At 74.6% G+C, this 12,248-nt stretch carries 13 protein-coding genes; 6 read left to right on the forward strand and 7 right to left on the reverse strand.

What is annotated here, in order from left to right; translation table 11 throughout:
• Nucleotides 1-20: 20 nt before the first annotated feature.
• The 3 genes from ACZ4FH_RS23285 to ACZ4FH_RS23295 all read right to left on the reverse strand — a co-directional run bounded on the left by ACZ4FH_RS23285 (nucleotide 21) and on the right by ACZ4FH_RS23295 (nucleotide 2,719).
• Nucleotides 21-479 carry a DUF2199 domain-containing protein gene (locus ACZ4FH_RS23285; protein ID WP_467307280.1) on the reverse strand — a complete coding sequence of 153 codons (459 nt, stop codon included), beginning with the start codon at nucleotides 477-479 and terminating at the stop codon, nucleotides 21-23.
• A 70-nt stretch (nucleotides 480-549) separates the two neighbouring features.
• On the reverse strand, nucleotides 550-2,079 hold the full coding sequence (locus ACZ4FH_RS23290; protein WP_467307070.1) for an MFS transporter: 1,530 nt from the start codon (nucleotides 2,077-2,079) through the stop codon (nucleotides 550-552).
• Between the two features lie 148 nt (nucleotides 2,080-2,227).
• Nucleotides 2,228-2,719 carry a MarR family winged helix-turn-helix transcriptional regulator gene (locus ACZ4FH_RS23295; RefSeq protein WP_467307072.1) on the reverse strand — a complete coding sequence of 164 codons (492 nt, stop codon included), beginning with the start codon at nucleotides 2,717-2,719 and terminating at the stop codon, nucleotides 2,228-2,230.
• A 100-nt stretch (nucleotides 2,720-2,819) separates the two neighbouring features.
• Here ACZ4FH_RS23295 and ACZ4FH_RS23300 point away from each other — a divergent pair, with 100 nt between their 5' ends.
• Entirely contained in the window at nucleotides 2,820-4,037 is a 1,218-nt protein-coding gene (locus tag ACZ4FH_RS23300; protein ID WP_467307073.1) for a DUF4037 domain-containing protein, read from the forward strand.
• A gap of 149 nt (nucleotides 4,038-4,186) precedes the next feature.
• Nucleotides 4,187-5,539, forward strand: coding sequence for an MFS transporter (locus tag ACZ4FH_RS23305; RefSeq protein WP_467307281.1), 1,353 nt, complete (start codon nucleotides 4,187-4,189; stop codon nucleotides 5,537-5,539).
• 126 nt (nucleotides 5,540-5,665) lie between these two features.
• Here ACZ4FH_RS23305 and ACZ4FH_RS23310 read toward each other — a convergent pair whose 3' ends face one another.
• Entirely contained in the window at nucleotides 5,666-6,298 is a 633-nt protein-coding gene (locus tag ACZ4FH_RS23310; protein ID WP_467307075.1) for a sigma-70 family RNA polymerase sigma factor, read from the reverse strand.
• 74 nt (nucleotides 6,299-6,372) lie between these two features.
• On the opposite strand from ACZ4FH_RS23310, the gene ACZ4FH_RS23315 reads away from it, so the two are divergent.
• Nucleotides 6,373-7,218: an alpha/beta fold hydrolase gene (locus tag ACZ4FH_RS23315; RefSeq protein WP_467307077.1), complete on the forward strand. Its 846-nt coding sequence runs from the start codon at nucleotides 6,373-6,375 to the stop codon at nucleotides 7,216-7,218.
• 30 nt (nucleotides 7,219-7,248) lie between these two features.
• Here ACZ4FH_RS23315 and ACZ4FH_RS23320 read toward each other — a convergent pair whose 3' ends face one another.
• Together ACZ4FH_RS23320 and ACZ4FH_RS23325 are read right to left on the reverse strand one after the other, a co-directional pair.
• On the reverse strand, nucleotides 7,249-8,064 hold the full coding sequence (locus tag ACZ4FH_RS23320; protein WP_467307078.1) for a phosphotransferase family protein: 816 nt from the start codon (nucleotides 8,062-8,064) through the stop codon (nucleotides 7,249-7,251).
• A gap of 68 nt (nucleotides 8,065-8,132) precedes the next feature.
• On the reverse strand, nucleotides 8,133-9,068 hold the full coding sequence (locus ACZ4FH_RS23325; RefSeq protein WP_467307079.1) for an NAD(P)-dependent oxidoreductase: 936 nt from the start codon (nucleotides 9,066-9,068) through the stop codon (nucleotides 8,133-8,135).
• A gap of 45 nt (nucleotides 9,069-9,113) precedes the next feature.
• Between ACZ4FH_RS23325 and ACZ4FH_RS23330 the strand changes: the two genes are divergently transcribed.
• A complete protein-coding gene (locus ACZ4FH_RS23330; protein ID WP_383648452.1) occupies nucleotides 9,114-9,476 on the forward strand; it encodes a winged helix-turn-helix transcriptional regulator in 363 nt (120 codons plus the stop codon).
• Nucleotides 9,477-9,593: 117 nt separating this feature from the next.
• On the opposite strand, the gene ACZ4FH_RS23335 is transcribed toward ACZ4FH_RS23330, so the two are convergent.
• Complete coding sequence (locus ACZ4FH_RS23335; RefSeq protein WP_467307081.1) at nucleotides 9,594-10,250, reverse strand: TetR/AcrR family transcriptional regulator; 657 nt, start codon at nucleotides 10,248-10,250, stop codon at nucleotides 9,594-9,596.
• Nucleotides 10,251-10,423: 173 nt separating this feature from the next.
• On the opposite strand from ACZ4FH_RS23335, the gene ACZ4FH_RS23340 reads away from it, so the two are divergent.
• Entirely contained in the window at nucleotides 10,424-11,554 is a 1,131-nt protein-coding gene (locus ACZ4FH_RS23340; protein ID WP_467307082.1) for a serine hydrolase domain-containing protein, read from the forward strand.
• 106 nt (nucleotides 11,555-11,660) lie between these two features.
• Nucleotides 11,661-12,218, forward strand: a complete 558-nt coding sequence (locus ACZ4FH_RS23345) for a YceI family protein (RefSeq protein ID WP_467307084.1) — start codon at nucleotides 11,661-11,663, stop codon at nucleotides 12,216-12,218.
• The last annotated feature ends 30 nt before the right edge of the window (nucleotides 12,219-12,248 follow it).

The raw sequence follows: 12,248 nt of genomic DNA on the forward strand, positions 1-12,248 counted from the left end.
CAGGGAGCCGGGTCCGGGCCTCAGCGGCTGTCGTCCGCGTGCTGGACCGCTTCGGCTATCTCCCGTACCCGGTCCAGCGTGATGCCGGTGCGCTGCTCCACGGCGAGCGGGTGGTCGGTCGGTTCCAGTTCGATGCGCGGGCGCCGGCCGATGGGGCGGGTGTGGGCGTTGGTCTTGAGGTTGGTCGTACGGGGGGTGTACAGGCCCAGTTCGGTGGTCAGCCAGCCGAAGTACGGCTTCTCCGACTCCCGGCCCGGGGTCTCCCACATGTCCAGCGCCCGGCCGAAGTTCTCCCTGCTCAGCGAGACCCAGACCCCCCAGGAGAACGGCTCCGGGCTGCCGGTCACGGGTATCTCGATCAGACCTTTGATGAAGTAGTGCTCGTGCCTGACGATGCACTGGTCCGAGGAGAGCATGCTGTCCGGATCGTTCTCCAGGCTCGCGTCCCACACGTCGGGCGCCATGGTGGAGTACCCCATCGGGAGTTCCGGGTGGTGTTCGCCGCAGCGGGAGCAGGTGTAGCCGGGATCGGTAGCCATGGGCGGGATCCTAATGGGGCAACGGAGGTGTGTGAGCCTCGTGTTCCGGTTCGGCGGGGGTGCGGAGGGGTCCGCCGGCGGCGGGTGCCGGGCGGGCCGGACGGCGCAGCACGGTCAGGGCCACCAGCAGGGCGGCGGCGAGGAGTCCGGCACCGACGGCGAAGGCCAGGTGGTAGCCGCCGGTCAGCGCTTCGGCCCGGTCGTGGCCGGCCGCGAGGAGGCTGCTGGTCCGGGACGCCGCGAGGGTGGTGAGGACGGCGACGCCGGCGGCCATGCCGAGCTGCTGGGTGGTGTTGAAGAGCCCCGAGGCGAGTCCGGCGTCCTTCTCGCCGGCCCCGGACATCCCGAGCGTCGTCAGCGCGGGGAGCGCGAGTCCGAAGCCCGCGGCGAGCAGCATCAGCGGCAGGAGGTCCGTGGCGTACTGGGCGTGGACGGGGAGCCGGGCGAGGAGCCCCAGCAGGGCCGTCAGCAGGACCAGGCCCGCCACCAGCACCCGCCGTTCGCCGAAGCGCGCGATCAGCCGTGCCGAGATCCCGAGCGACACCGCGCCGATGGTCAGGGCGGCGGGCAGCATCGCGAACCCGGTGGCGGTGGCGCCGTAGCCCCGTACCCGCTGGAGGTACAGCGCGACCAGGATCTGGAACGAGAACAGCGCGGCCACCATCAGCATCTGGACCAGATTGGCGCCCGCGACGCTGCGTGAGCGCAGGACGCGCAGGGGCAGGAGCGGGGTGTCGGCCGTGGCCTGGCGTACGGCGAAGGCGGCGATCAGGGCGAGGGCGAGGGTCCCGAGCCCGAGCGTGTGGGCCGAGAGCCAGCCGTACGACTCGACGCGGACGACGGCGTAGATGCCCGTCATGACCCCGGCGGTGACCAGGAACGCGCCGAGCGCGTCGGCTCCGGCCGCGAGTCCGGGGCCCCGGTCGACGGGCAGGACGCGGGCGGCGACGAGGAGCGTGCCGATGCCGATGGGCAGGTTGATGAGGAAGATCCAGTGCCAGCCGAGCGCGTCGGTGAGGATGCCGCCGAGCACCTGCCCGAGCGAGGCGCCCGCCGAGCCGGTGAAGCTGAACACGGCGATGGCGCGGGCCCGTTCGCGGCGTTCGGTGAACAGGGTGACGAGGATGCCCAGGCCGACCGCCGAGGCCATCGCGCTGCCCGCGCCCTGGAGGAAGCGGGCGGCGATCAGCAGCGCGGGGGAGCCGGCGGCGCCCGCGAGGACGGAGGCGGCGGTGAAGACGCCGGTGCCCGCCAGGAACATCCGCTTGCGGCCGATCAGATCGCCGAGCCGCCCGGAGAGCAGCAGCAGTCCGCCGAAGGCGATCAGGTAGGCGTTGACGACCCAGCTCAGGGCGGAGGGGGTGAAGCCCAGGCCGTTCTGGATGGCGGGCATCGCCACGGTCACGATCGAGCCGTCGAGCACGGTCATCAGCAGACCGGTGGCGATCACGCCGAGGGCGAGGCGGCGCGTGCGGGGCGAGCCGGGGACGGGGTCAGGGGCGGGGGCGGGGGTGAGGGCAGGGGGATGCGGGGCGGACATGGCGCTCTCCTGTCGGTCGGTGCGGCAAGAGAGAACGTAGCAGATGGTTTTGTTGCAGACTATTTCTTTCGGTTCTTGTTTTCGGGCATGCCGCGGCCGGGGGAGGGCGACCCTCGTGGTTCTCGTGGCTCCCGTCGGGCCCGGCGGGCTACTTCCGGCGGGTCTGGCGGGCCCGGCGGGCCGTGTGGGGAAGCTCGGACGGGGTGGCGAGGTGCCCGCCGGCCAGCCGCTCCAGCGCGCGCAGCAGGGTGGTCCGGTCCTCCTCGGACAGGGCGCCCAGCGCGTCCGTGTGCACCCGGTCGACGATCTCCTGGCTCCGGACGGCCAGCTCCGCGCCCTTCCCGGTGACCGCGATGATCCGCGCCCGGCGGTCCCGGCTCGATGGCCGCCGCTCCGCCAGCCCCGCGCTCTCCAGGGCGTCCACCGTCACCACCATCGTGGTCTTGTCCATGTCGCCGATCTCGGCGAGCTGGATCTGGGTGCGCTCCTCCTCCAGCGCGTGGACCAGCACGCAGTGCATGCGCGGGGTGAGTCCGATCTCGGCGAGCGCCGCCGACATCTGGGTGCGCAGCACATGGCTGGTGTGGTCGAGGAGGTAGGAGAGGTCCGGTGCGGTGCGCGTGGGTGCCATGGCCGTCATGCCCGCCAGCGTAACAATTCGGTCTGTGGCAGATCGTCCGCAAGTGGACGGCTTGCGAAAAGCGCTCGCCGTCGCCCCGCGAGCCCCGCATAGTGACCGCATGCCCGCTGCCGAACCCGCCTTTCTGCCCGGTCTCGACCTCTCCCGGATCCTGTACGAGGAGGCGGTGCGGCCCCTCCTCGACGAGGCCTTCCCCGGTCTTCCGTACGCAGCCGCGCGGATCGGCGCGGGCTCGGAGGTGCTGGGCTTCGACACCGCGCGCTCGGCCGACCACGACTGGGGTCCGCGTCTGGACCTCTTCCTCGCGGCACCGGACGCGGCGGCCCACGGCGAGGCGATCCGGCGGCTGCTCGCGGACCGGCTGCCGAAGCGGGTCCGGGGCTGGTCCACCCATTTCGCCCCGGCCGACGACCCGCTCGACCCGGTGGCCCACATGACCGTGCCCGACGGCCCGGTCGACCACCGCGTGGCCGTGCACGCGCTCGGGGACTGGCTGGTCGCGGAGGTCGGCCAGGACGCCGCCGCCTGCGAACCGGGCGTACGGGACTGGCTCGCCATGCCCCAGCAGCGGCTCGCGGGCGTCACCGCAGGCGCGGTGTTCCACGACGGCCCCGGCGCCCTGACCACCGCGCGGGCCCGGCTGGCCCGCTACCCGGACGAGGTCTGGCGGTATGCGCTGGCCTGCCAGTGGCAGCGGATCTCCCAGGAGGAGGCCTTCGTCGGGCGCTGCGCCGAGGTGGGGGACGCGCTCGGTTCGGCCGTCGTCGCCGCCCGGCTGGTCCGCGATCTGATGCGGCTGAGCCTGCTGCTGGAGCGGCGCTACGTCCCGTACACCAAGTGGCTCGGGAGCGCCTTCGCCCTGCTGGACGCGGCCGGGGAGCTGACCCCGCTGCTGAGCGGCGCGCTGGCCGCCACGGACTACCCGGAGCGGGAGCGGCTGCTGTGCGCGGCGTACGAGGCGGTGGCCGTCCGGCAGAACGCGACGGGTCTGGTCGACCCGGTGGACCCGTCCCCGCGCCCGTACCACAGCCGTCCGTTCCTCGTTCTGCACGCGGAACGGTTCGCCCGCCCGCTGGCCGACTCGCTCACCGACCCGGAGCTGCGCGGACTGCCGCTGACGGGGACCGTCGACCAGTGGGCTGACAGCACGGACCTGCTGATGGGCGCGGACGCGCGGGCGCTTCGGTCGGCGGGCGCGGCGGTGCACGGAGGAGCGCGAGCGGAGCGGGCCGCCCGCACCCGCGCCGCCGGCGGCCTGGGGGAAACCCGTGGCAGGCCCGGGGAAAATCCGTGGCGGGGCCGGGTCCGGCGCACCTAGCCTGACGGCCCGTGACCCATGATCGGAAGGCGTCCGGCGACGGACGGTGCGCGGCGGAGCCGGGGCGGGCGACGGCCCCGGCGGAGGCCCCCGAGGAGCGCTTGTTCTCCCGGACGTACGCGGCGGCCACGTTCAGCTTCGCCGCGGTGATGTTCCTGACCGGCTTCGCCGCGCTCGCCGTCGTCCCGATGCTTCCGGTGGCCGCCCGGGAACTGGACGGGGTGCCGCTCTATCCGATGGTGGCGGGCTGTTTCGTCGCGGCGAGCCTGTTCGGCGGGGTGCTGGGCGGCGACTGGGCGGACCGCTCGGGCGCGGCGCGGCCCCTGGCGGCGGGCGTGGTCCTCGCGGTGACCACCCTCGTCGTCTCCGCGACCAGCACCAGCATCTGGCAGCTCGCGGCCGGGCGTTTCCTCGACGGGGTGGCGGCCGGAATGATCGCGGTCGCGATCAACACGGCCATCGCGCACGCCTATCCGGACCGGCTGCGGGCCCGCGCCCTGGCCCTGATGAGCACCTGCTGGATCATCCCGTCCCTGGCCGGCCCGCCCCTCGCGGGCCTGGTGGCGGCCTGGTGGTCATGGCGTGCGGTGTTCTTCGGCCTGGCGGCCCTGACGGTGATCCCGTCGCTGATCGTCGTACTCCAGCTGCGCGGCCGCTCGTGGAAGGCGGAGGACGCGGGGGATGCGGGCCGGCCCGGGGACACGGGGGATACGAGCGGTACGGGCGGTACGGAGAAGGCCGGGGGCGCGGTCGGGCCGAGGCCGCCGTTGCTGGTCGCGGCGGCGGTGAGCGTGGGGGCGGCGCTGGGGCAGTTCGGCGTCTCGGGCTGGAGCCTCACGCATCTGCTGTGCGGGGCGGTGGGGCTCGCGCTGCTGGTGGTGTGCGTGCCGCGTCTGCTGCCGGCCGGCACCTGGCGCGCCGCGCGGGGGCTGCCCGCCACGGTGCTGCTGCGCGCGATGACGTCGGGGGCGTACTTCACGCTGGAGGCCTTCGTGCCGCTGCTGCTCAACACGGTGCGGCGGGTGCCGCCGGTGCAGACCGGGCTGGCGTTCACGGGCGCCGCGATCGCCTGGGCGGGGTCCTCCTGGCTGCAGGGCCGCCTTCAGGGCCGGGTCGCCCGGCACCGGCTGGTCACGGCCGGTGCGCTGGTGATGGGCGCGTCGGTGGCGCTGGCCGCGGCCGGAACGCTGCCCGCCCTCCCCGCGCAGACCGCCGCCGCGGCCATGGTCCTGGCGGCCGTCGGCATGGGCATGGCCGCCCCCTCGCTCACCCTGCTCTCGCTCACCCACAGCCCGCCGGGCCGTCAGGGGTACGCGAGCAGTGCGATGCAGACCAGTCAGAACCTGGGCCAGATGGCGGTGATGGGGGTGGCCGCCGCCGTGTTCAACCTCGTCCTGGCCGGCGGTTCCGCCGATCCGGCCGCGTACACCGCCGCCTTCGCCCTGCTCCTCGTCCCGAGCGTCCTGGCCGCGAGCCTGGCGGTGCGGGCGCGCGGGGAGTGAGGGTGCGGACCGTCCCCTCCGTGGCCGGGGAGCCGGGGGCGGTACGCGTGCGCGGGTGAGGGCCGCTGTTCACGAAGGGCCTGGTCCGCCACATGGCGGCACGCGTGCGCGGGGAGTGAGGTTCCGTCAGCGCTCGGGGGTGGGGTGGGTGTTCCCGAGGGCGTCGCGCTGGAGGCGGTGGGCGAGGGCGCGGCGGACGGAGGGGGTGCCGGGCGGAGCGACGGCCGGCGGTGCGGCCGGCAGGTCGAGCCCGCGGCTGATCTCGTCGTACGCCCGGCGGTGGGCGGAGTCCGTGGTGGCGTAGCGCCGCAGGTCCTCCTCGACGAGGCGGCGCAGCGCGTCGACGTCCTCCGGGGCGAAGCGGTTCTTCCCGCGCGTCAGGGCGCGGAGCCCGGCGGTGCGGCGGGCGTCCGGCCCGTACGCCTCGGCCAGTTCCTCGGCCAGCCCCCACAGCCGTCCTTCGAGCCAGGGCGGGTCGCCCTGGCTCAGGGAGAGGTCCATGACCGGGCCGGGTGCGGTGCCCCGTTCCTTCGCCATCTGCTTGGACACGGCGGGCTGGCTCAGCCCGGTGAGCCGGGCGATGCGGTCCTGGGTCCAGCCGAGCCCGGCACACACCTTGATCAGCTCGGCGCGGAGCCGGCGCGCCTCCTCGCCGGCCCGGATCACCTCGTTCATCCCCGCGAACATCCCCGCGGCCTGCGCGTCGGTCAGGCCGGGCGGTCCGCTTGCGGGCGCGTTGTTGGTCTCCTCGACTGCCACACCCCAGTTATATACCCACGCCATGGCGTCATAACTGGGTTGTATAACAGGGTTATGGCGTGCAGGATCCTGCCATGACCACTTTCTACGCGGCAGATGACGGAACGCGCCTCGCCCTGCGCCTCCACGGGGAGGGCGAACCGCTCCTGTGCCTGCCGGGCGGCCCCGCCGACTCCCGCTACCTGGGCGACCTCGGCGGCCTGTCCGGCGGGCGCCGGCTGGTCCTCCCGGACCTGCGCGGTACGGGCCGCTCGCCGGTGCCCGAGGACCCCGCCCGGTACCGCTGCGACCGGCTCGTGGACGACGTCGAGGCGCTGCGCCGCCATCTGGGGCGGGACCGCGTGGACCTCCTCGCCCACAGCGCGGGCGCCAACCTCGCGGTCCAGTACGCGGCCCGCCACCCTTCGCGCGTCGGCCGTCTCGTCCTGGTCGCCCCCGGTACGCGGGCCGTCGGCATCGACGTGGACGGCGCGGAGCGCCGGGCCCTCGCGCGGCTGCGGGCGGACGAACCCTGGTTCCCGGCGGCGTACGAGGCCCTCGACGCGATCACCCGCGGCACCGGCACCGACTGGGAGGCCATCGCCCCGTTCCTCTACGGCCGGGGCCGCTGGGACGACAGCGCCCGGACCCACCACACGGCCGGCGCGCCCGACAACCCGCGCGCCGTCGCCGGCTTCGGCGCCGACGGGGCGTTCACCCCCGCAGCCACCCGCACCGCTCTGGCCGCCCACCCCTCCCCCGTCCTCCTCCTCGCCGGCGCACTCGACCTGAACAGCCCGCCCCGGCCCACGGCCGACTGCGCCGCCCTCTTCCCGGACGCGCGGCTCGTCGTGCAGGAGGGGGCGGGGCACTATCCGTGGCTGGACGACGCGGGGCGGTTCAGGGAGACGGTGGAGGGGTTCCTGTCGGGACGGCCGTGAGGCGGACGGATGCCGGGGCAGGGGCCCGGCTCAGCGGAGGAGCCGGAGCACCCGGGCGGCCTGGTGGTCCACCGACCCCGGGGGGTTGCGCGGGTGCTCCGGGTCGTCGAGGGCGAGCAGGAACAGCCAGACGAGGGCCAGCAGCCGGCGGGTTTCGAGCAGCAGGGACCGCTCGCCGGCGGTCAGGTCGAAGCGGGCGAGGAACCCCTCGGCGTCGAGCGGTTCGCCGTCGACCCAGGAGCCCACGTGCTCGGTGATCTCCGCCAGTTCGAGGGGCCGGTCGCTGCGGCCGGACTCCTCGAAGTCGACGATCCGCACGCGCGAGCCGTCCCAGAGGTAGTTGGCGAGGTTGCCGTCCCCGGGCCCGAAGACGGCGGGGACCCCGGACCCGGCTGGCGTCCACTCCGTCCCCGCCAGCCACTCCAGTCCGGCGTCCATCGCCGCACCCGCCTCCTGCCCCGCACGGGGCCGGGCGTGCGGAGTCCAGGCGCGGATACGGCCCGTCAGATACGCCCGGGTGCCGGGCCGTACGGGAACCTCCTCCAGCAGCGGCGCGGGCACCGCCCCGTACACCCGGCCCACCGCCGAGGCCAGGGCGTCCAGATGTGCGGCGTCGAGCCGGCGGCCCCGCAGCGGCGCGCCGGGGAGCCGGGACATCGCCACGGACGGCCGTTCGGCGTCCAGGTCCGCGTGCCGGGGTGCGGGCGCGAGACCGGGCGCGTGGGCGTCGAGCAGGGTGAGGGCCCGCCACTCGCGGACGGCCTGGTCGTGGGAGCCGGTTCTGAACCGCTTGGTGACGGTGGCGGGCCCGAGGTCGAGTCCGTGGGTGCTCCAGACGGCGGTCATACGGGCTCCCGGGGGTGGTCGGGCGGCCGGACCGGCGGCGGGTCCGGCCGCGTGGGGCGCCCGGTCGGTCAGGGCGTCCGGTTGTGGGCGAGGCGCTCGGCGATGCGGGCGAAGCCGTCGGGGCCGTGGCCGGCGGCGATGGTGCGGAGGGTGAGGGCTTCGGCCGCCCGGATCGGTCCCGATTCGATGCCGTGGGCCTCGGCGGCGTGGACGATATGGGTCATGGAGGAGGCCGCCGAGGTCAGCGGGTTGGCCTCGCCGGAGAAGTCCTGGTTCTCCAGGGCCTCGGCGACGTCTCGGAAGACCGTGGGCAGCAGCGTACCGATGCCTTCGGCGAACGGCAGGAGCGAGCCGGGGGTGATGCCCTCCGCCGAGGCGAGGGCCAGGGCGTGCGCGTAGCCGGACATGGCGGTCCAGAAGATGTCGAGCAGGGCCAGGTCGTAGGCGGCGGCGCGTCCGATGTCCTCGCCGAGGTGGGTGTGGGTGCCGCCCAGCGCGTCGAGCACCGGCCGGTGCCGGGCGTACAGCTCGGCGGGACCGCTGTGGAGGAAGACGCCCGCCGGGGTCCCGATCGTCGGGGTGGGCGTCATGATCGCGCCGTCGAGGTAGCCGACCCCGTGCCGTGCGGCCCACGCGGCGGTGGACCGGGCCCGGTCCGGGGTGTCGGCCGAGAGGTTCACGACGGTCCGGCCCCGGGCGGCCGCGGCGACCGCTTCGTCCCGCAACACGGCGTCCGCCGCGTCGTAGTTGACGACGCAGACGACGGTCAGCGCACTGGCGGCGACCGCCGCCGCGGCCGATTCCGCGCCGGCCGCGCCCCGCGCGACCAGCTCCGCGTCCCGGCCCGGGGTGCGGTTCCACACGGTGACCGCGAGCCCCGCGGCGAGGAAGGCCCCGGCCAGGGCGCGGCCCATCGGGCCCAGACCGAGCACGGTCACGGCAGACTGGCCGGGGGACGGGTCCGTCGTGGACGGGGGCGTTGCGGGCATGGGGGTCGTGGACATGGTGAGACTCCTGGAGACGTGAAGGACGGGCTGGGGGAGACCGGAATGGGACGCAAGCGCGCACAGGACACGAACGTCTGCGGGGTCACCGCCGCGATCGCGGTGATCGACGGCAAGTGGAAGACGCCCCTGCTCTGGCTGATGGAGGCCGGACCGCAGCGGCCCGGCGAACTGCGCCGCCGGCTCGACGGGCTCAGCGAGAAGGTGCTGACCCAGGCACTGCGCGAGATGGAGGCGGACGGACTGGTCCACCGCGAGGTGTACGACGAACGGCCGCTCAGGACGGAGTACTCCCTGACCCCGTTCGGCCAGGACCTCGCCGACGCCCTGGCCCCCCTCTCGGACTGGGGCCACCGCCGCCTGGACCAGCTGACCGGGACGCCCTCGCCCTCGCTCTCCCCCTCCTGACCTGCTCGGGCGCGCCGCGGTACGACCAGCTTCGCCGCGGCGCGGGACGGTGCCAAGTACCCACAAAAAGGTGGGTAGGGGGGTGGCGGTCGGCCTCGGGCCGGCCCGAGAGGGTCCCTACGCCCTCCCCGCCGCCCCCATCCCCGCCAGGTGCGCGGCCAGGATCTCCTCGAAGGCGGCGGCCCGGTCCGCGCCCAGGGGGCGGAGGTCGCGGGCGAAGTGGGCGACGGCGGGGAAGCGGGCCGGGTCGGCGCCGAGGACGGCGACGCGGAACAGCTCCATGCCCTGGGCCTGTTCGTCCGGGCCCACGGTGGCGGCCCCGGCCTCGAAGGCGATCAGGGCGGCGATGAGGACGGCGAGGCGGTGATAGCGCTCCGGGATCTCCTCGTCGGGGATTCCGGAGGCGCGCAGGGCCTGGACGACCTCTTCCATCATCAGCCGGGCGCCGTCGCCGCTGGAGGCGTAACGGCCCCAGACGGCGGCGAGTTGGGGCTGCTCGCCGAAGGCCTCGCGCAGCCGCAGGGCCAGGGCGGTGATGCGCTGCTTGCCGTCGCCCTCGGGGCGGTGGCCCTCCATGGCGGCGAGGAGGACCCGGTCGGCGACCGCGCGCAGCAGCTCGGTCTTGCTGCGGAAGTGGCGGTAGAGGCTGGAGGAGTCCGTGCCCAGCTCGGAGGCCAGTCTGCGCACGCTGAACGCGTCGGCGTCGCCCGTGCGCAGCAGCTCGGCCGCCGCGTCCAGGATCTCCTCGGTCGACCAGCGCCTGCGGCCCGCCATGTCGTTCCCCTCACGCTTCCGCTGCCGGATCAGGGCGCCAGCGTAACGCAGGCGCCCAGAGGTGCGTTCACCTATGCACTTGGCGTTGCACGCACCGCGTGCATAATGGAGGCATGAACGTGAGGGACACGGACTTAGGCCGGCCGCAGGACACGACGGAGGGACACCCCGACATGGGCAACGCACTGGATTCCGCGGCACTGGACGCCGCGATCGACCGCGTCCACCGGGCAGGCGTGCCGGGCCTGTTCGCCGAGGTCCGGGCCGGGGACGAGGCCTGGCGCGGGGCCGCGGGCGTCGCCGATCTCGGCACGGGACGACCCGCGGAGCCCGGACTGCGCCACCGCGTCGGCAGCGTGACGAAGACGTTCACCGCCGCCGCGGTCCTCCAGCAGGCCGAGGCCGGCCGGATCGGCCTGGACGCGCCCGTCGGCGGGTATCTGCCGCGGCTGGTGCCGGGGGAGCGCGGCGAGGCGATCACCGTACGGATGCTGCTCGACCACACCAGCGGGCTCCCCGAGTACCTCCCGTACGCCTATCCCTCGCTGAAGGCGTACCCGGTCGTCGCGGAGACGGGGCCCGAGAGCCTGGAGGAGCACCGGTTCACGCGGTTCGACCCGGCCGAGCTGATCGGCATGGGGGTCTCGGCGCCGCCGGCGGGGGCGCCGGGCGGCCGGCCTGGGGTGTACTCGAACACCAACTACCTGCTGCTCGGCCGGCTCCTGGAGGAGGTCACCGGTGTCCCGGCCGAGCGGTACATCACGCGGCACGTCATCGAGCGCGCCGGGCTCCGGGACACCGGATTCCCGGAGGGCCCGGAGGTCGCGGGGCCGCACTCCCGGCTGTACGAGTCCTGGTTCGGGAAGCTCGACCCGCCGCGCGACTTCAGCGTGTTCGACATGTCGTGGGTGGGTCCGACGGCCTCGCTGGTCTCGACGGTCGCCGACCTCAACCGCTTCTACGCGGAGCTGTTCGCGGGCCGGATCGTCGGCCCCGACTCGCTGGCGGAGATGCGGCGCACGGGCCCGGTCGTCTCCCAGGAGGGCCGCCTGATCGCGTACGGGCTCGGACTGCACCCGATGGAGGGCGAGGAGGCGCACGAGGGGCCGGACGCCTTCTGGGGGCACGGCGGCACGGTGTGGGGCGGCGGCACCCTGGCCATGACCCGCGCCGACGGCGGGCGGCAGCTGGCCGTCGGGATCAACCTCCAGCGCTGGAACCGCCTCGGCGCGGACGGCAGGCCCCGGCCGCACCCGATCGACGCGGCCCTGGCCGGGCTGTACCGCGTGGCGCTGTACGGCTGAGGCGCTTCCCGTCCTAGCGTGGCGGGGGCAACGCTCCGCGGGGGCCGCCCGGCCGGGCGGCCCCCGCGCGCCCACCCCCACCCCCACCTCGGCCACGGAGGAACCCTTGACGACCAACGCCGGCCTCGCCGACCTCACCGGGGACTACGTCCTCGACCCCACCCACACCCGGATCGGCTTCGTGGCCCGCCACGCCATGGTGACCAAGGTCCGCGGCGCGTTCCACCAGTTCGAGGGCACCGCGCATCTGGACGGCACGGACCCCTCGCGCAGCACCGCGCAGGTGGTCATCAAGACCGAGAGCATCGACACGGGCGTCGACCAGCGCGACCAGCACCTGCGGACCAACGACTTCCTGGACGCCCCCAACTTCCCCGACATCACCTTCCGTACGACGGCCGTGGAGACGGTCTCGGCGAGCGAGTACCGGGTCACCGGCGACCTCACCGTCAAGGACGTCACCCGCCCCGTCACCATCGACTTCGAGTACACGGGCAACGCCGTCGACCCGTACGGCAACCTCCGCGTCGGCCTGGAGGGTTCCGTGACGATCTCCCGCAAGGACTTCGGCGTGACCTGGAACGCGGCCCTGGAGGGCGGCGGGGTGCTGGTCGGCGACAAGATCGTCCTGGAGTTCGACATCTCCGCGATCAAGCAGGGCTGACCCGCCGGCCCGCGCGCCCGCGTCGTCGCG

The sequence above is a fragment of the Streptomyces sp. NPDC024555 genome (genome assembly GCF_055559335.1).

What these genes read in the sequence shown, in the direction of transcription:
- ACZ4FH_RS23285 (WP_467307280.1), bottom strand. Translation starts at nt 479, where the DNA reads ATGGGGTACTCCACCATGGCGCCCGACGTGTGGGACGCGAGCCTGGAG.
- ACZ4FH_RS23335 (WP_467307081.1), bottom strand. Translation starts at nt 10,250, where the DNA reads ATGGCGGGCCGCAGGCGCTGGTCGACCGAGGAGATCCTGGACGCGGCG.
- ACZ4FH_RS23325 (WP_467307079.1), bottom strand. Translation starts at nt 9,068, where the DNA reads ATGTCCACGACCCCCATGCCCGCAACGCCCCCGTCCACGACGGACCCG.
- ACZ4FH_RS23320 (WP_467307078.1), bottom strand. Translation starts at nt 8,064, where the DNA reads ATGACCGCCGTCTGGAGCACCCACGGACTCGACCTCGGGCCCGCCACC.
- ACZ4FH_RS23340 (WP_467307082.1), top strand. Translation starts at nt 10,424, where the DNA reads ATGGGCAACGCACTGGATTCCGCGGCACTGGACGCCGCGATCGACCGC.
- ACZ4FH_RS23315 (WP_467307077.1), top strand. Translation starts at nt 6,373, where the DNA reads ATGACCACTTTCTACGCGGCAGATGACGGAACGCGCCTCGCCCTGCGC.
- ACZ4FH_RS23290 (WP_467307070.1), bottom strand. Translation starts at nt 2,079, where the DNA reads ATGTCCGCCCCGCATCCCCCTGCCCTCACCCCCGCCCCCGCCCCTGAC.
- ACZ4FH_RS23305 (WP_467307281.1), top strand. Translation starts at nt 4,187, where the DNA reads ATGTTCCTGACCGGCTTCGCCGCGCTCGCCGTCGTCCCGATGCTTCCG.
- ACZ4FH_RS23300 (WP_467307073.1), top strand. Translation starts at nt 2,820, where the DNA reads ATGCCCGCTGCCGAACCCGCCTTTCTGCCCGGTCTCGACCTCTCCCGG.
- ACZ4FH_RS23295 (WP_467307072.1), bottom strand. Translation starts at nt 2,719, where the DNA reads ATGACGGCCATGGCACCCACGCGCACCGCACCGGACCTCTCCTACCTC.
- ACZ4FH_RS23330 (WP_383648452.1), top strand. Translation starts at nt 9,114, where the DNA reads ATGGGACGCAAGCGCGCACAGGACACGAACGTCTGCGGGGTCACCGCC.